Source organism: Ruegeria sp. CDSC002, assembly GCF_059610905.1.
In genome coordinates, this window is sequence record NZ_JBXWOM010000014.1 from 23,272 (window position 1) to 38,008 (window position 14,737).

Consider the following 14,737-nt stretch of genomic DNA (forward strand, 5'->3'; position numbering starts at 1 on the left):
TTCTTACCCTTCCGCGCGGCCCCTGCCGCCGTCATCCGTTTCGCGCAAGCCACGCAGGCGCTGCGCTTCCTCTACAACACGTTTGGCGAGTCCGCCAGAGGCGAGCGCCGCATGAATCACGGTTTGGCGCCCAAATGCCTGTCCCAGCTCGTCCGCCGTCAGCCAGCCGATGTATGTTCCGAAGTGCGGCGTGCTCAATTTCGACTTGCCGCGCCCTGATCCATCAGAGGCTTGTATCAGTACCTGGGCCTCTTCCCGGTCCAGCCACGTCTTGACCTTTTCGTAACCGGCGATCGCATCACCAGATTTGCGCGCAAGGCTCACCAACTCGATCACACGGCGCGCAATCTGACGCTCAACTTCATCCGCGAGATCGTTGGGCACACTGACTTGCGCCTTGAAACCACGTGCAAACAGCTTTTTGCCCACGGCCTTGTCCAGCGCGCTGCGATCCGCCGCGACATAGACGCCACGTCCCGGCAGTTTTGCCGCGACATCCGGAAAGACCTGACCATCCGGCCCCGTCACAAAGCGGATCAACCCATATTTAGGTTGAACCTCGCCCGTGGCGATGCACTTGCGTTCAGGTCCTTCGGACCGATCCTTATGGACGCCACCGCGACCCATTTGCGCCACCCGAAGCCTGAGATCAGGCCTCGGCCTCCTCTTCGGTAACTTCTTCTTCGGCCTGCTCCAACTCAGCAGGATCGACCCAGCCCAGCATGATCCGAGCTGTCATGACCAGATCCTGCGCCTCTTCCAGCGTTACACCGAAAGGTTCCAGAACACCGTCATCTTTGATTCGCTGGCCGTCGACCGTGGTCCAACCACCGGCCAGTTCCCAGTCAGCGCAGGTGGCGAAGTCTTCCAGGTTCTTCACATCGTCCTTGGCCAGCGCTTCAACCATCTGGGGTGTCAGGCCTTCGAATTCAATAAGACTGTCTTCGGCACCCAACGCGCGGGCGCTTTCCAAAGCTGCCTTGGCCTTTGCTTCCAGATATTCGCGCGCCCGTGTTTGCAGCTCTTGCGCGGTGCCTTCGTCAACGCCGTCGATCACCAGCAGTTCTTCGATTTCCACATAGGCTACCTCTTCGAGGTTGGTGAAGCCTTCGGACACCAGCAACTGGGCAAAGAACTCATCCAGATCCAGGCTGTCCATGAACAGCTGGGTGCGGGCTTCGAATTCTTTCTGACGACGCGCCGATTCTTCGGCCTCGGTCATGATGTCGATATCCAGATTGGTAAGCTGGCTGGCCAGACGCACGTTCTGACCGCGGCGACCGATGGCCAGCGAAAGCTGTTCCTCGGGAACCACAACCTCGATTTTGCCGGCTTCTTCGTCCAGAACCACCTTGGAAACCTCAGCAGGCTGCAGCGCATTCACCAGGAAGGTCGGTTGATCTTCGTTCCACGGAATGATGTCGATTTTTTCGCCCTGCAGCTCGTTCACAACGGCTTGCACGCGGCTGCCGCGCATACCAACGCAAGCACCAACCGGATCAATCGAACCGTCGTAGGAAATCACAGCGATCTTGGCACGCGAACCGGGGTCACGGGCCACGGCCTTGACCTCGATGATGCCGTCATAGATTTCCGGCACTTCCATCTTGAACAGTTCGGCCATGAATTCCGGCGCGGTGCGCGACAGGAAGATCTGGTGGCCACGAACTTCGCGACGCACTTCCTTGATATAGGCACGCACACGGTCATTCGGACGATAGCTTTCGCGACCGATCTTGTCATTGCGGCGTAGAACGGCCTCAGCACCACCCAGATCGACGATGACATTGCCAAACTCTTCGCGCTTGACCGCACCGTTGATGATGGTGCCTGCACGATCCTTGAAATCTTCGTACTGACGGTCGCGCTCGGCTTCGCGAACCTTCTGCAGGATCACCTGCTTTGCGGATTGTGCCGCGATACGGCCCATTTCAACTGGCGGCACTTCTTCAACGAAGACGTCACCAACTGAAGGCGTTTCCATATACTGCTTGGCCTGCTCGACAGTCATCTCGGCCTGGTAGTTTTCCAGCTCTTCATCTTCGACCACGGTGCGAACGCGGGTGAATGTTGCTTTGCCAGTCTTGCGATCGATGCTGACGCGGATGTCCATTTCAGCGCCGTAACGGCTCTTGGCGGCACGGGCGAGCGATTCCTCCATCGCTTCGACAACCAGACTGGGGTCGATCATCTTTTCGCGGGCCACGGCCTCGGCGGTCTGCAGCAGCTCCAGCTGGTTGGCTGAGGTGATTGCCATCAGTTCGTCTCCTCTTCGGACCCTTCGGTCTCAATCTCGTCGAAAGCGTTTTCGTTCAGGGCACCGGCGTCTTTGCGCTGGCGCAGCATTTCCTTGATCAGGTCGTCAGTCAGGACCAGCTTGGCGTCGCTCAGCCAGTCGAATTGCAGACCGATGGTGATCGTCTCGTCCCCCTCGGTGAGATTGATCAGGACCTCATCTCCCTCGATCCCGGCCAGCTCACCCTTAAAACGGCGGCGTCCGTCGATCAGTTCGGCGGTTTCGATCTTGGCCTCATACCCTTCGAACGCCTCAAAGTCCTTGAGACGGGTCAAGGGGCGGTCGATGCCGGGGCTGGACACTTCCAGCGCATAGGCGTCAAGGATCGGATCCTCAACATCCAACGTGGCGCTGACCGCGTTCGAAATCTCGGCGCAATCATCCACTTCGATACCGCCATCAGGCTTGTCAGCCATGATCTGCAGCGTGGTTTGTTTGCCGCTCATCAGGCGAATACGCACAAGTTCATACCCCAGATCCTCGATCACGGGGGTGATGATCTCGGCCAGTCGCCGGTCGATGGCTGCTTTGGCTATCAGGTCATTTGTCATCTGGTACTCTACCCTGTCAGTCGGGCACAAAAAAACGGGCGCGCGGCCCGTCGATCTTTTCCGGTGGAGCCCCGGACCGAAGCCCGACACGCCGCTGTTAACGGCCATATAGCCAAGCGACTGCAAGATTGCAAGCCCAAGCGCCAGGATGGGCAATCACAATATCAGTCTGACAGAATCCACTCGCCATTTTCACATAGGTAAGGACCAACGCGGTCCCCGTCTTCGTAGACCTCGCCGTCAAACAGGCATTGACGTCCCTGGGCATGTGCCACGCCTGACGGGGCGACGGTCACAAGTGCAATAATGGCAGCGAGAACAGCAAGTTTATTCATGGAAAGCTCCTATTCCGCCGAAGATGCAAAAAGCGCAGGCTGCGTGTTGCGCGGGTAGATAATCACCGAAAGAGTGCCCCTGCCCTGAAACTGCTCGGCATTCGCCGTCCGCGGCGGGAAGAGTTGATCAAAGGCCACCCGGTTCAGCCCCAGCTTCATTTCTGAACCCGACAAAAACTCGAACGGTGTCCGCGCGGCGCAGGCATGAAAAACAGGATCTTGCCGCACCGTGAACTGACGCATGATATTGGATGACCCGCCGGTCGGTTTGATCAGGACGGTAATCCCCGGTTTCAAAAAACTGTCGGGGCAGGTGTACACCATCGGTTTTTCGTTCTCATTTGCGTCATGCAACAACACGCCCTCGGCCGTTACCTCGTGCTTGAAGGGGCTGAACACGGTCTCTTGCTGAATGAAGTTCGTGTAAAGCGTCGCAAATAGCTGGCTGTCACCACGCGGTTCGGACTTTATACCCTCGTACAGATCAGCGATCGCCTGCCACATCCGTGAATCCGCCCCACGCAATGTTCCGGGCAGCGAAAACGGACCTTCCAGATCATACAGCACGTCGCGCAGCCCGGCCGACAGGGGATCCTCCTTTTCCAGCCCTCTAATTTCGTGAACCAGATCCGAATCGTTCAACGCATAGTAACCATGCGACTTCAGCGTGCGGGTCAGAGCCCGCATATCGGACAGTTTCCGCGCTGTCGTCTCTGCACTATCTTCGGGGTTCGCCTCTACGGCCTCAAAACCCTTGTCCAGCAACTGGGTCAGCGACTGCCCTTCGCGGGCATCCAGCTCTATCGTCCCGTTTTTGCTGACTTTTACGGTAACGTCTTTACCTGATTTCAGGGCAAACACCGCAACAACCGCCAATGCTACGGACAAAATGGAAATTGATATATTCTTTAAGCTTTCAACCCTCATGGGAATTCTCCCATTTTCGAAACAATTAAGCTAATACAGCGCGTACAATAGCAAAATTTTGCACAAAGTAGAAGTCAGGCGAATTTTCGGCGTTTAAATCAACCACCAACGCTCGGCAACGCGGCCATCATCCAGGGGGCGATCCGTTCCGATCTGACGGGGCATGCCGACATGCCCTGCTACAGCCAGCGCCATATCGGATTCGCTTGGAAAAAAGCGCAATCCGCGGTGCGGGCTGAACCCTTCGCCCTGCGGCAGTGCCGCGATATCCACAAAGCCGTCTCGCAGCGCCTCGGTACGCACGCGAGCGTCGGGAATCACGATAACTTCCAGGGTTTCGGCCCAGCCAGCCAATCCATCCTTGTAGTGGCCCGCCACACGGCGCCCAAGGAAATGACGATCATCCTCCGCCCGTTCAACTCGGTAGCATCCGGTGCCGTTCGCCGCCTGCAAGGGCGTGACACCTTGCCCGTTGCGCGTAATAACGAACCTGCTGTCGGCCAAAAGGAAGGGTAGACCCGGGTTGGCCTGAGCCAACTCCAGACGCACGCGATTATCTGACAAGGCGTCGACCTGCCCGACATCGCCCAGAACCGCCATCACATCCCTTACATCAAGGACCGCGCCATCGTGAAAACGAGCGTTCTCGCGCAGATCAAAGCTCCAGATGCGGGCTTGGGAATCAGTTTGCCAGCCGGTCGCAAGCTCTCCGCGTAGGGTGCCGTCGGGTGCAATCTCGGTCAGGGTGTCGAACACGGCCCCACGGGCAACCTGCTCCAAACTGTCATCGCGGGGCACGGCAAGGCGCAGCGTACCACCCACTTTGGGCGTATCGGCTAAAGACGCACCGGTCGCCGCGAGCAGAGCGGCAGCAGCACCGGAAGCAAACAGAGCACGACGGTCGATGCGGGTCATAATGCGCCCTCCGCCACGCGGTCCATGATGCGAACCAATTCCGCGCTAATTCCGGGTTCGGACAGCGCATGCCCGGCCTGGCGCACCATCTTCAGCTCGGCATTGGGCCACAGCTGGGCAAGGTTCCACGCGGCCTGAGGCGGACAGATCATGTCATACCGACCCTGCACGATATGGCCGGGGATATGTGCGATTCTGTCCATCTGGTCCAGAATCTGCCCGTCCTGTTCAAGGAACGCGCGGTTGATGAAATAGTGATTCTCAAGCCGCGCAAAGGCGCGCGCGTATTCCCCCGGGCTTTCCCCAGTTGCGCCATGCGAATGGATCGAAGCCAGCGCGTTTTCCCAACTGGACCAGGCGCGCGCATACAGAATCTCGGTCGCGCGATCACCCGAGAACAGGCGTTTGTTATATGCGCCGATCGTGTCGCTTAGTTCACTTTCCGACAGCAGAGCGGTGAACTTCGCCCATTGCTCGGGCCAAAATTTGCCCGCGCCACCACCATAAAACCAGTCCAGCTCGGCCTGCGTCGCAAGGAACACACCGCGCAGCACCAGGCGATTGACCCGATCCGGGTGGGACTGCGCATAGACCAGCGCAAGCGTCGCCCCCCAGCTACCGCCAAAGACAATCCAGTCGTCGATATCCAGCAAGGTTCGCAGACGTTCGATATCGTCCACCAGATGCCAAGTGGTGTTGTCAGTGACCGAGGCATGCGGGCGTGACCGTCCGCATCCGCGCTGATCAAACAGAATCACCCGGTAAACGTCCGGATCGAAATAACGCCGCATAGCCGGGCTGCAGCCGCCACCGGGTCCCCCATGCAGAATCACCACCGGAAGGCCATTGGGATTGCCGCATTGTTCCATATAGATACGGTGTCCATCGCCCACATCGACCATACGCTGATCGAAAGGATCGATCGGCGGGTACAGATATTGAACTGCGCGCTTTTGGTCCGGGTACTTGTCCATTATGGCCCTATATAGTCCTTAAGCGTAAAAGAGCATACGGAGACAGGAATGCAAGCGCATCCGAACACGGTTGACCCTTCCGAGATCGCAAAATTCGAAGCGATGGCCGCAGAATGGTGGGATCCGCATGGAAAATTCAAACCACTGCACATGCTCAACCCCTGTCGGCTGGATTATATCACACAGCAGATCGCGGGCGAATTCGATCGCGATTTAAAGTCGCCAAAGCCGTTCGAGGGCCTGCGTTTGCTGGATATCGGCTGCGGCGGCGGGCTGCTGAGCGAACCGATGGCCCGCCTTGGGGCCGAAGTGGTCGGAGCGGATGCCGCCGAAGGCAACCTGCCCGTCGCACGCATCCATGCGGAACAATCCGGGCTAGACATCGACTACCGCCACACCACAGCCGAGGACATGGCCGCTGCGGGCGAACAGTTCGACGTGGTTCTGAATATGGAAGTGGTCGAGCATGTGGCCGACCCGTTGGGTTTTCTGACAGCCTCGCAGCACTTGCTGAAACCGGGCGGCTTGCTGATCTGTTCGACCATCAACCGAAATCCGAAATCTTATGCTATGGCCATTTTCGGGGCCGAGGTCGTCATGCGCTGGTTGCCCCGCGGCACGCATGAGTGGAACAAGTTCATCACCCCCGATGAGCTGTTCGACCTGCTGCGCCAAGCCGGGTTGGAGCCGGTGGACCGGAAGGGTTTTGTGTTCAACCCGATTCTGTGGAGCTGGTCGATCTCGGACCGGGATTTGAGCGTGAATTATGTGACGGCGAGTGTGAAACCGGGGTAGGATGGGTGCAAGCGCCCATCCTACGCTTGTTAAGAAACGTAATGGATAAAGGACTCGATTTTCTGGAAACCCTTGAAGCCTTTGTCTTCAGCCGCCTCTAAGAACGCATCGGAAACACAAAATCGGTCTCGCAAATAGCTGTCGGAAAATACGTGGCGATCCTTGATTCTATCGCTGCGCCAAACCAGCTTGGGCCAAGCCGAACTGCTGTAAAATCTAATCTTTCCTTTGCGCACGATTGGCTGGACGTCAGACTCGTCAACGATGACTCCGTCGTCGATGAAGTCCGAGAACTTATGAAGAAAATACTCGTCCTTGATAATGCGCCCATCATCGCAATGCAGGACGATTGGATAGTAAAGGCTATGCCCCGGGTCCATTTCTTCGATCAAATCACGGAACGCTTGGCTGACAAGCACAACACCCAGACTTCCGCCTCTCATGAAATCCGTTAGCTCTGTGTGCGATGAGGTTTGTTGAAAATCCAACGGATATTCGCCTTCGGAAATCTCCACCGTCGGCATGTAAATCTTGGGCGTCGTCCTGTCAGCGCCGGTCGATGGATTCCGCAACGCCCACGTCACATCTTCTTGGTCTGAAATACTCTCATGCAAAATCCACGGCATTATTGCTCATCCTCAAATTCCTGCCGGGCAGATCGATTTAACCCGCTCTCTCGTCAAGCATTGCCAATCAGTTGAATTCTATTGCCTGACGCGGCACCGCTTCCAAGCCCTACTCCCCCTCCAACTGCAACCGCAAATCTCTTAACACAGGCAACGTGCTACGGACGCGCTCCAGCCCCAGTTCTCCGACCACGCGGTTGATCAGCGGGGCGATCGACGTAATCGCCTGATCCCGTGCCCTGCGACCGGCGGGGCTGATCGCGACCATCTTGCGGCGGGCGTCGTCCCAGTCGGGGCGGATATGGATGTATCCGGCCCATTCCAGCTTGGCCAACGTGTTGGTCATCGCGCCACGCGTGACGTGGAATGTGTCGGCCAATTGGGCCGGGCTACGCTCGTTCCCGACAAAGACCAGGTGGTTGAGCACCGAGAAATGCGAAATCTCCATACCCTTGGGCAGCACCCGGCTAAGCCGATTACGCAACAGCTGGTCGGCGGTCAGGATTTCGCTGAACAGCGTGACCGCAAGGGCATTGTGTTCGTCAGTCATGGTCCGGTTCTGGATCAGGGTCCGTCAAAGCGACGGACGTGAGTCAACGAGGGCACGCGACGGCGCGCCTCAGACACAGAACTATCATGCATATCGAAAATGTGAATGCCCGGATCGGTCCCTGCGTCGATGACGACCTCGCCCCACGGGGCGACAACCATGCTGTGGCCATAGGTATAGCGCGTCTTGCCGCGGGTTTTAGGGTGTTCGCCAGTTTGTGCGGGGGCCAGAACCCAACAGCCGGTCTCAATCGCCCGGGCGCGCAGCAACGATTCCCAATGGGCCGCACCTGTGACCGGCGAAAACGCGGCCGGAACCGTCAGGATTCGCGCCCCTGCGTGCGCCAACGCCGCATAGAGCGCCGGAAACCGGACGTCATAGCAGACGGTCATGCCGACCTTGCCAAAATCAGTGTCGGCAATCACCGCCTTGTCGCCGGGGCGGTAATTTTTTGATTCGCGGAAAGTCTCGGTCTCGGTGACTTGCACATCGAACATATGGATCTTGTCATACCGCGCCACGACCTGCCCTTGCGGGTCGATCATGAAGGACCGATTGGCGAACCGACCGTCTGCATCATGGGTCTTTATCGCCAAAGACCCGATCAGCAGCCAGACACCCAGCGCGGCGGCCTTATCCCGCAGGCCGGCCAGCGATTGGTCATCTTCTTCGTGCTGCAGGACTTCGCGCTGCCGCGTGGTGCTGGTGGACACGCAGTTCGTCACCTCGGGCGTCAGGATGAACCGCGCGCCTTGTTCCGCAGCCTCGGCCATCATGGCGCGCACCCTGTCCAGATTTTCGGCCGGATCATCCGACGAGGTGATTTGCAGCAGCGCAGTCTTCATCAGGCCGCGAGCAGGCGATCCAGCTTGCCCTGACGCTCCAACTCATACAGTTCGTCACAGCCGCCCACGTGCTGCGCACCGATAAAGATCTGTGGCACGGTTCGTTTGCCACCGGCGCGCTGGATCATCTCGGGCTTGCGCTTGGGGTGCATCAGAACGTCCACTTCCTGGAACTCGACGCCCTTCTGCTTCAGCAGCCGCTTGGCCGCGTGACAAAAACCGCACAGCGGCGAGGTGTAAATTTCTACCGGTTTCATATTCCGTACCTTCGCGTTTCGCATAATCTTGGGCGAATTAGGCATCCTTGGCAACGCGCGCTAGGGTCAACACGGAAATATGATTTGCTCCGGATGCAAGGCAGACACGCGCGCAAGCCGCCAGTGTCGCGCCGGAGGTCATCACATCATCCACCAGCAGGATATTGCGCCCTTGCATTTGGTCTTGTCGCTTTGGATGGGCGATGATCGCGTGTTCAAGGACTTCCGCCCTCTCGGTGGCTGTTTTGCCGTCCAGAACCGACGTCTTTCGGTGACGAAGCAAAAGGTCCGGGCACACCTCAAGCCCTGCCTCTTTCCCAAGGTGCTGTGCCAGTAGGGCGGACTGGTTGTACCGGCGTTTCAACAACCGGGACCAGTGTAAAGGCACCGGCGCAAGCAGCATCCCCTCACGGAATATCTCTTGCCCGGCCCGCGCCAGCCAGCGTGCGGCAGGGCGCGCCAGTTCGGGCCTGTCACCATGTTTCAAGGCCAGCACCAGCGACCGCGCTTTGCCATCGTACAAAAGGGCCGAACGCCCATCTTGCCAGGGGCGCGGCGCAGCCAAGCAATCGTCGCACTCAATCCGGTGACCGTCTGAAACCCCCGGTAACGGCACCCCGCAGCTTTCGCAAACAACTCCTCCGATAAAGGACGTCCCGCGCCAGCAAGGCCCACACAGCCCGAAATCCGATTCGGTCAGGTCCCCGCAGCCCAGACAGCGCGGCGGATAGATCAGCGCGACAGCGGTTTGAATCCGGTGCCACATGCGATAATTGCGCCCTATGAAACTGCCTGTGTCCAATACACCCTCTTTGTTTGATCGCCAGGTCCTTACCCGGCACCGCGCCCGCGCGAAGGATGAGGCCCTGTTCCTGCATCGTGCCGCTGTGGACGAAGTGCAGGATCGGCTCTCCATGGTTAACAAAACCTTTACGGCCCCGGCGATCGTGACGCCATTTGCGCATATCTGGCAGGACGTGCTGCCCGGGACGCGGATCGTTGCGGATGATGAGGTTCTGGATCTGACCCCCGGTGCGCATGATTTGGTCATCCACGCCATGGCGCTGCATTGGGCCAATGATCCTGTTGGGCAACTGATCCAATGTCGCCGTGCTCTGCGCCCCGACGGGTTGCTGTTGGTTGTGTGTCTGGGCGGAGAAACCCTGCACGAGCTGCGCGCCGCATTGGGACAGGCTGAAATCGAAGTGACCGGAGGCCTCAGTCCGCGCATCGTCCCGATGGCCGAGCTGCGCGAACTTGGCGGGTTGCTGCAACGGGCGGGGTTTGCGCTGCCGGTCGCCGACACCGCGCGCCTGACGGCGGAATACCGCGACATGCAGCACCTGATGCATGACCTACGCGCCATGGGTGAGACCAACAGCCTGTCCGGGCGCATGAAACAACCCACCAAGCGACAGGTTTTTACGCGCGCGCAGCAGGTCTATGCCGACAACTTCTCAACACCCGCGGGGCGGTTGGCCGCCACCTATGAATTGATCTGCTTGACCGGCTGGTCTCCGGATGACAGCCAACAGAAACCATTGCGCCCCGGATCGGCCAAAGCGCGGCTTGCGGATGCGCTGGGCACAAAAGAAGGTAAACTGTCCAATTGACGACCGGGCTTTTCCGGTTATCTCAGGCCAGTACAGAGAAATCTCAGGAAGCATCAGATGTTTGACGCCACTCGCCCCGATCATGCCGCCGCAGACCACCCAAAGGTCAAAATGGGCCGCGTCGGCATTCTGCTGGCCAATCTCGGTACACCGGATGACTACAGCTATTGGCCGATGCGCCGGTATCTGAACGAGTTTTTGTCGGACCAACGCGTGATCGACTATCCCAAGTGGAAGTGGCAGCCGATTCTGCAAGGCATCATCCTGTCCAAGCGCCCGTTCAGCTCGGGTGAGGCCTACAAGTCGATCTGGAACCATGACAAGGGCGAAAGCCCGCTGATGACGATCACCAAGGACCAGACAGCCAAGTTGCGCGATGCGATGCAAGAACGGTACGGCGATCAGGTGATGGTCGATTTCTGCATGCGCTACGGCAATCCCTCAACCAAATCCAAAGTACGTGAAATGGTGGCCGCGGGCTGTGATCGAATTCTGTTCTTCCCGCTCTACCCGCAATATGCGGGCGCGACCACGGCAACAGCCAATGATCAGTTTTTCCGCGCGCTTATGGACGAAGCCTGGCAACCTGCGTCTCGCACCGTTCCAGCCTATTTCGACGAGCCTGTCTATATCGACGCTTTGGCCGGGTCAGTGGAAAAAGCCTATGCGGCGCTGGAGACCAAACCGGATGTCCTGGTCTGTTCCTATCACGGCATGCCAGAGCGCTATTTGCAGCAGGGCGACCCGTATCATTGCCAATGCGCGAAAACGAGCCGATTGCTGAAGGAACGGCTGGGCTGGTCGGACGATCAGCTGGTCTCAACCTTCCAATCGCGATTCGGTCCCGAGGAATGGCTGAAACCCTATACCGTGGATCACGTGGCTGATTTGGCGCGGCAGGGAAAGAAGAACATCGCCGTTATAGCGCCCGCGTTTTCCGCCGATTGCATCGAGACGCTGGAAGAGATCAACGAAGAGATCAAGGAAAGCTTTGAAGAGGCCGGCGGTCAGACCTTTACCTATATCCCCTGCCTCAATGACGATGATTCGCACATTGGCGCACTGGGCAAGGTAATCGAAGACAATCTGAAGGGCTGGCTCGACTGACCGTTTCCCATCATCAAGAAATGAAAAAAGGCGGTGGATCGCTCCACCGCCTTTTCTCTAGATTTAGCTCGTCAAATTAGCTTGCTGCAACGGCTGCGGCAACTACGACCAGCAGGATCAGCGGCAGGATGATACCCTGCGACGAACCCTGAGTTTCCTCTACAACAACCGGTGCTTCAACAACCGGCTCTTCCAGGTTACCGGCATAAGCGGTCGAAGCAGCAGCAGTCAATGCAGCGGCGAGAACGAGTTTTTTCATATTAACCTCCAGAGTTTGCACGGCTCCATCAATCGGATCCGCACACCTAAGACTTACCTCGTGGTTTTTTTCTAATCAGCTATATGACTGGAATGCAATTGCAACTTGAGCCACAAGCGGGTTCGTGCGCGAAAATGTCGTCAAATAAGCAACACTTGCGTGCCGACCTTCGCCATCGAGAACAGCTCAGCGATATCTTCGTTGAACAGGCCGATGCATCCGTTCGACGACCGGCGACCAATTTTGCGCGTGTCATGCGTTCCGTGAATCCGGTAGTATTTCCAACTCAGGTATAAAGCATGTGTTCCCAATGGGTTATCAGGGCCCGGCGGAATATGATCCGGCCATTCGGGATTTCGTTTCTTCATAGAAGGTGTCGGTGACCAACTGGGACCCTCAACTTTGCGGATGACGCTGGTGCGGCCCCGGCGGGTCAATTCTTCGGTCAGCGGAACGGATGAGGGGTAGAGTTTGTAAACAGATTGATCATCTGACCAATAATGCAGCGCTCGGGACACCGTATCGACCAGAATGGCCCCATTTCTCGTATTCGAGAAATAAGGCTGCCAATCCAGGGCGCGGAACCCCGAGACATTGCGACGCACGTCTGGCTCGGCCTCGGGTGCTGGGCGCAGTGGGTCACCTGGAATGTACTGGGCAATCGCCGGCGAGGCCAGCAGGGCCGAAGCACCGGCCAGAAATCCTCGTCGGCTAGATGAATGAATGGGTTTCTTGACCATAGTGACCGGTCCTTTGCGAAAGATGTCCTGAAATTTTTACGTATTTTATTGCCAGAATGCGTCAATCGCAAATCAAACCGGCAGAAACATGCAAGAATCAGCCATTGCAGGTTTGCCCAAGGCTGCATGGCGCGCTATGCCGTATATCGACACAATAATCAGGTCGATCATGACGCGTATTATCACATTACTGTTTCTTTGCTTTGTTGCGCTGGCTGCATGTACCCCAAGCAGCACCCCAACTTACGGATCAGATGGCCGTCCACTGCCGTCGGTTTATAAGATTCGCGGCAACCCCGAAAAGCTCCAGTTCCGCATGCTGGATTCGGTAAATGCCTTGCGCCAGGCTCAGGGTTTGCAGGCGGTGCAGCTGAACTCGCAGCTGAATGCTGCGGCCGCGACCCACTCCAAGGATATGGCGCGCCAGAACCGCCCATGGCACTTCGGTTCGGACGGATCGTCGCCCATAGATCGCGCGCAAAGCGTCGGTTATTACGGAACTTTCCTGGGTGAGGCGATCTCAGAAACCTATGAGACCGAAACCGAAACCCTGGCCGCCTGGATGCAGGAACCTGGCCCCCGAGCCGTGATCATGGACCCCAAAGCATCACAAATGGGCTTTTCCTGGCATCAGGAAGGTGGCGGGAAAATCTGGTGGACACTGGAAATGGGAGCAGGCGGGTAAGCAAAAGCCGCCTCGAAGAAAAAAGCCCCCAGCTTTCGGGGGCTTTTTTTATTTCTGCAAGGTCAGGCGGCCTGCATGGACTGCGCTTCGGTCAGAATCGCGTAAAGCTTGACCGGATCAGGGTTGGCCCGCAGCTTTGTACAAACTGACGTGTCGCGCAGAGTACGGGACACCAGCGCAAGCGCCTTAAGGTGATCGACACCCGCCTCTTCCGGCGCAAACAGTGCAAATGCGATGTCCACCGGCTGCCGGTCGACCGATCCAAAATCAATCGGTTTTTCGAGCATTACAAACACACCCGAGACAGAGTCCAGATCTGTCAGCCGAGCGTGCGGCAAGGCGACACCGTGCCCAACCCCGGTCGGCCCCAGACTTTCGCGCTCCAGCAGGCAATCGACGACAGTCTGCGCATCCAGGTGCAAAGTCCCGGCGGCAACATCACCAATTTCCTGAAACAACCGCTTCTTACTAGAAGCGGCGGACAACACACGTACTGCTTCGGGCTTTAATATGCTCGAAAGCTCCATCATCACGCTCCACGGCGGGGCCCCTGCAATTGCAGGGGCGTGCCTTGCTAGTCTTGCCTGTTACGGATCAATCCAGCCGATGTTACCGTCCTCGCGACGGTACACGACATTCAATCCGTCCTTGTTTTCGTTTCGGAACACAAGCACCGGCGCACCGGCAAGTTCCATCTGCATGACCGCCTCTCCAACACTCAGCGATGGGATCTTGGTTTCCATCTCAGCCACGATCATGGGCTGCAGAGTATCGGGCTCGTCAGCCGTCTCCGATTCGTCAGAGGCGAGGATATAAGACGACGCTCCGAAGAGTTCAACAGGCTCGGACCGATCTTTGTGGTGGTCTTTCAGTCGGCGCTTATAACGGCGCAGTTGCGTTTCCATCTTGTCGCAGCATCCCTCAAACGCCGCGTAAATCTCGGTTGCGTGTGCCTTGGCCTGAGCGGTCAGACCTGTGGAAAGATGCACTGTGGTTTCGCATACATATTCATGCGCTGAACGGGAAAAGACGACGTTGGCATCTGTCGGACGTTGGGCATATTTGCCCACGACCTCGCCCAGTTCGGTCTGCACATGAGTCTGCAGGGCCGCACCGATGTCGATCTGTTTTCCGCTGATTTGGTAACGCATGTGATCTCCTTCACTATTCACACCCATTTCTGACGTCACGTAATGCGACGCGCTTGTTTTTATCGGGTGGGGGACATCGGCAAATCCTGCGGTAACCGCACCGGCCCCCCT

General features: G+C 57.7%; 20 protein-coding genes. 4 read left to right on the plus strand and 16 right to left on the minus strand.

Features of this window, described 5'->3' with window-relative positions; all coding sequences use genetic code 11:
- Window positions 1-3 precede the first annotated feature (3 nt).
- The 7 genes from AC2FJE_RS20645 to pip form a co-directional block, all read right to left on the minus strand.
- Complete coding sequence (locus tag AC2FJE_RS20645) at window positions 4-627, minus strand: RNA-binding protein (RefSeq protein WP_058272981.1); 624 nt, start codon at window positions 625-627, stop codon at window positions 4-6.
- Window positions 628-649: 22 nt separating this feature from the next.
- On the minus strand, window positions 650-2,257 hold the full coding sequence (nusA, locus tag AC2FJE_RS20650; protein WP_058272982.1) for a transcription termination factor NusA: 1,608 nt from the start codon (window positions 2,255-2,257) through the stop codon (window positions 650-652).
- Entirely contained in the window at window positions 2,257-2,847 is a 591-nt protein-coding gene (gene rimP / locus AC2FJE_RS20655; RefSeq protein WP_058272983.1) for a ribosome maturation factor RimP, read from the minus strand. Before rimP ends, nusA begins: the two co-directional genes overlap by 1 nt.
- Before the next feature lie 164 nt (window positions 2,848-3,011).
- Window positions 3,012-3,182 (minus strand): hypothetical protein, encoded by a 171-nt coding sequence (locus AC2FJE_RS20660; protein ID WP_160116462.1) that lies wholly within the window; start codon window positions 3,180-3,182, stop codon window positions 3,012-3,014.
- A gap of 9 nt (window positions 3,183-3,191) precedes the next feature.
- Complete coding sequence (locus AC2FJE_RS20665; RefSeq protein WP_496761429.1) at window positions 3,192-4,109, minus strand: hypothetical protein; 918 nt, start codon at window positions 4,107-4,109, stop codon at window positions 3,192-3,194.
- A 93-nt stretch (window positions 4,110-4,202) separates the two neighbouring features.
- Entirely contained in the window at window positions 4,203-5,024 is an 822-nt protein-coding gene (locus AC2FJE_RS20670; RefSeq protein WP_472722370.1) for an ABC transporter substrate-binding protein, read from the minus strand.
- Window positions 5,021-5,998, minus strand: a complete 978-nt coding sequence (gene pip / locus AC2FJE_RS20675; protein WP_282170832.1) for a prolyl aminopeptidase — start codon at window positions 5,996-5,998, stop codon at window positions 5,021-5,023. The genes AC2FJE_RS20670 and pip overlap by 4 nt, the downstream gene beginning before the upstream one ends.
- Window positions 5,999-6,046: 48 nt before the next feature.
- Between pip and ubiG the strand changes: the two genes are divergently transcribed.
- Window positions 6,047-6,793, plus strand: a complete 747-nt coding sequence (gene ubiG, locus AC2FJE_RS20680) for a bifunctional 2-polyprenyl-6-hydroxyphenol methylase/3-demethylubiquinol 3-O-methyltransferase UbiG (protein ID WP_496758023.1) — start codon at window positions 6,047-6,049, stop codon at window positions 6,791-6,793.
- Window positions 6,794-6,822: 29 nt separating this feature from the next.
- On the opposite strand, the gene AC2FJE_RS20685 is transcribed toward ubiG, so the two are convergent.
- The 5 genes from AC2FJE_RS20685 to AC2FJE_RS20705 form a co-directional block, all read right to left on the minus strand.
- Window positions 6,823-7,419 carry an imm11 family protein gene (locus AC2FJE_RS20685; RefSeq protein WP_282170833.1) on the minus strand — a complete coding sequence of 199 codons (597 nt, stop codon included), beginning with the start codon at window positions 7,417-7,419 and terminating at the stop codon, window positions 6,823-6,825.
- Between the two features lie 109 nt (window positions 7,420-7,528).
- Window positions 7,529-7,969 carry a MarR family winged helix-turn-helix transcriptional regulator gene (locus tag AC2FJE_RS20690; RefSeq protein WP_282120901.1) on the minus strand — a complete coding sequence of 147 codons (441 nt, stop codon included), beginning with the start codon at window positions 7,967-7,969 and terminating at the stop codon, window positions 7,529-7,531.
- Between the two features lie 14 nt (window positions 7,970-7,983).
- Window positions 7,984-8,814, minus strand: coding sequence for a carbon-nitrogen hydrolase family protein (locus tag AC2FJE_RS20695; protein ID WP_282170834.1), 831 nt, complete (start codon window positions 8,812-8,814; stop codon window positions 7,984-7,986).
- The gene (gene grxC, locus AC2FJE_RS20700; protein WP_082636999.1) at window positions 8,814-9,071 is read right to left on the minus strand and encodes a glutaredoxin 3; all 258 of its coding nucleotides are present in this window, start codon (window positions 9,069-9,071) and stop codon (window positions 8,814-8,816) included. Before grxC ends, AC2FJE_RS20695 begins: the two co-directional genes overlap by 1 nt.
- A 37-nt stretch (window positions 9,072-9,108) precedes the next feature.
- Entirely contained in the window at window positions 9,109-9,837 is a 729-nt protein-coding gene (locus tag AC2FJE_RS20705) for a double zinc ribbon domain-containing protein (RefSeq protein ID WP_496761459.1), read from the minus strand.
- 16 nt (window positions 9,838-9,853) lie between these two features.
- On the opposite strand from AC2FJE_RS20705, the gene AC2FJE_RS20710 reads away from it, so the two are divergent.
- Both AC2FJE_RS20710 and hemH read left to right on the plus strand, forming a co-directional pair.
- Window positions 9,854-10,684: a methyltransferase domain-containing protein gene (locus AC2FJE_RS20710; RefSeq protein ID WP_282170835.1), complete on the plus strand. Its 831-nt coding sequence runs from the start codon at window positions 9,854-9,856 to the stop codon at window positions 10,682-10,684.
- A gap of 57 nt (window positions 10,685-10,741) precedes the next feature.
- Window positions 10,742-11,791, plus strand: coding sequence for a ferrochelatase (gene hemH / locus AC2FJE_RS20715; protein WP_496705865.1), 1,050 nt, complete (start codon window positions 10,742-10,744; stop codon window positions 11,789-11,791).
- A 76-nt stretch (window positions 11,792-11,867) separates the two neighbouring features.
- On the opposite strand, the gene AC2FJE_RS20720 is transcribed toward hemH, so the two are convergent.
- The gene (locus AC2FJE_RS20720; RefSeq protein WP_010442520.1) at window positions 11,868-12,050 is read right to left on the minus strand and encodes a hypothetical protein; all 183 of its coding nucleotides are present in this window, start codon (window positions 12,048-12,050) and stop codon (window positions 11,868-11,870) included.
- Window positions 12,051-12,190: 140 nt separating this feature from the next.
- Window positions 12,191-12,790 (minus strand): L,D-transpeptidase, encoded by a 600-nt coding sequence (locus AC2FJE_RS20725; RefSeq protein WP_109311276.1) that lies wholly within the window; start codon window positions 12,788-12,790, stop codon window positions 12,191-12,193.
- A 169-nt stretch (window positions 12,791-12,959) separates the two neighbouring features.
- Between AC2FJE_RS20725 and dalA the strand changes: the two genes are divergently transcribed.
- The gene (gene dalA, locus AC2FJE_RS20730) at window positions 12,960-13,475 is read left to right on the plus strand and encodes a divisome-associated lipoprotein DalA (protein ID WP_496761460.1); all 516 of its coding nucleotides are present in this window, start codon (window positions 12,960-12,962) and stop codon (window positions 13,473-13,475) included.
- Between the two features lie 62 nt (window positions 13,476-13,537).
- Here dalA and AC2FJE_RS20735 read toward each other — a convergent pair whose 3' ends face one another.
- Together AC2FJE_RS20735 and hpf are read right to left on the minus strand one after the other, a co-directional pair.
- Window positions 13,538-14,002 carry a PTS sugar transporter subunit IIA gene (locus tag AC2FJE_RS20735; RefSeq protein ID WP_058273066.1) on the minus strand — a complete coding sequence of 155 codons (465 nt, stop codon included), beginning with the start codon at window positions 14,000-14,002 and terminating at the stop codon, window positions 13,538-13,540.
- 60 nt (window positions 14,003-14,062) lie between these two features.
- Entirely contained in the window at window positions 14,063-14,626 is a 564-nt protein-coding gene (gene hpf / locus AC2FJE_RS20740; RefSeq protein ID WP_058273067.1) for a ribosome hibernation-promoting factor, HPF/YfiA family, read from the minus strand.
- Window positions 14,627-14,737 lie beyond the last annotated feature (111 nt).

Coding starts and splice junctions, on each gene's coding strand:
- rimP (WP_058272983.1), bottom strand. CDS start 2,847: ATGACAAATGACCTGATAGCCAAAGCAGCCATCGACCGGCGACTGGCC.
- AC2FJE_RS20710 (WP_282170835.1), top strand. CDS start 9,854: ATGAAACTGCCTGTGTCCAATACACCCTCTTTGTTTGATCGCCAGGTC.
- AC2FJE_RS20665 (WP_496761429.1), bottom strand. CDS start 4,109: ATGAGGGTTGAAAGCTTAAAGAATATATCAATTTCCATTTTGTCCGTA.
- AC2FJE_RS20725 (WP_109311276.1), bottom strand. CDS start 12,790: ATGGTCAAGAAACCCATTCATTCATCTAGCCGACGAGGATTTCTGGCC.
- pip (WP_282170832.1), bottom strand. CDS start 5,998: ATGGACAAGTACCCGGACCAAAAGCGCGCAGTTCAATATCTGTACCCG.
- AC2FJE_RS20735 (WP_058273066.1), bottom strand. CDS start 14,002: ATGGAGCTTTCGAGCATATTAAAGCCCGAAGCAGTACGTGTGTTGTCC.
- AC2FJE_RS20690 (WP_282120901.1), bottom strand. CDS start 7,969: ATGACTGACGAACACAATGCCCTTGCGGTCACGCTGTTCAGCGAAATC.
- nusA (WP_058272982.1), bottom strand. CDS start 2,257: ATGGCAATCACCTCAGCCAACCAGCTGGAGCTGCTGCAGACCGCCGAG.
- hpf (WP_058273067.1), bottom strand. CDS start 14,626: ATGCGTTACCAAATCAGCGGAAAACAGATCGACATCGGTGCGGCCCTG.
- hemH (WP_496705865.1), top strand. CDS start 10,742: ATGTTTGACGCCACTCGCCCCGATCATGCCGCCGCAGACCACCCAAAG.
- AC2FJE_RS20660 (WP_160116462.1), bottom strand. CDS start 3,182: ATGAATAAACTTGCTGTTCTCGCTGCCATTATTGCACTTGTGACCGTC.
- AC2FJE_RS20685 (WP_282170833.1), bottom strand. CDS start 7,419: ATGCCGTGGATTTTGCATGAGAGTATTTCAGACCAAGAAGATGTGACG.
- AC2FJE_RS20720 (WP_010442520.1), bottom strand. CDS start 12,050: ATGAAAAAACTCGTTCTCGCCGCTGCATTGACTGCTGCTGCTTCGACC.
- AC2FJE_RS20645 (WP_058272981.1), bottom strand. CDS start 627: ATGGGTCGCGGTGGCGTCCATAAGGATCGGTCCGAAGGACCTGAACGC.
- AC2FJE_RS20695 (WP_282170834.1), bottom strand. CDS start 8,814: ATGAAGACTGCGCTGCTGCAAATCACCTCGTCGGATGATCCGGCCGAA.
- AC2FJE_RS20670 (WP_472722370.1), bottom strand. CDS start 5,024: ATGACCCGCATCGACCGTCGTGCTCTGTTTGCTTCCGGTGCTGCTGCC.
- dalA (WP_496761460.1), top strand. CDS start 12,960: ATGACGCGTATTATCACATTACTGTTTCTTTGCTTTGTTGCGCTGGCT.
- grxC (WP_082636999.1), bottom strand. CDS start 9,071: ATGAAACCGGTAGAAATTTACACCTCGCCGCTGTGCGGTTTTTGTCAC.
- ubiG (WP_496758023.1), top strand. CDS start 6,047: ATGCAAGCGCATCCGAACACGGTTGACCCTTCCGAGATCGCAAAATTC.
- AC2FJE_RS20705 (WP_496761459.1), bottom strand. CDS start 9,837: ATGTGGCACCGGATTCAAACCGCTGTCGCGCTGATCTATCCGCCGCGC.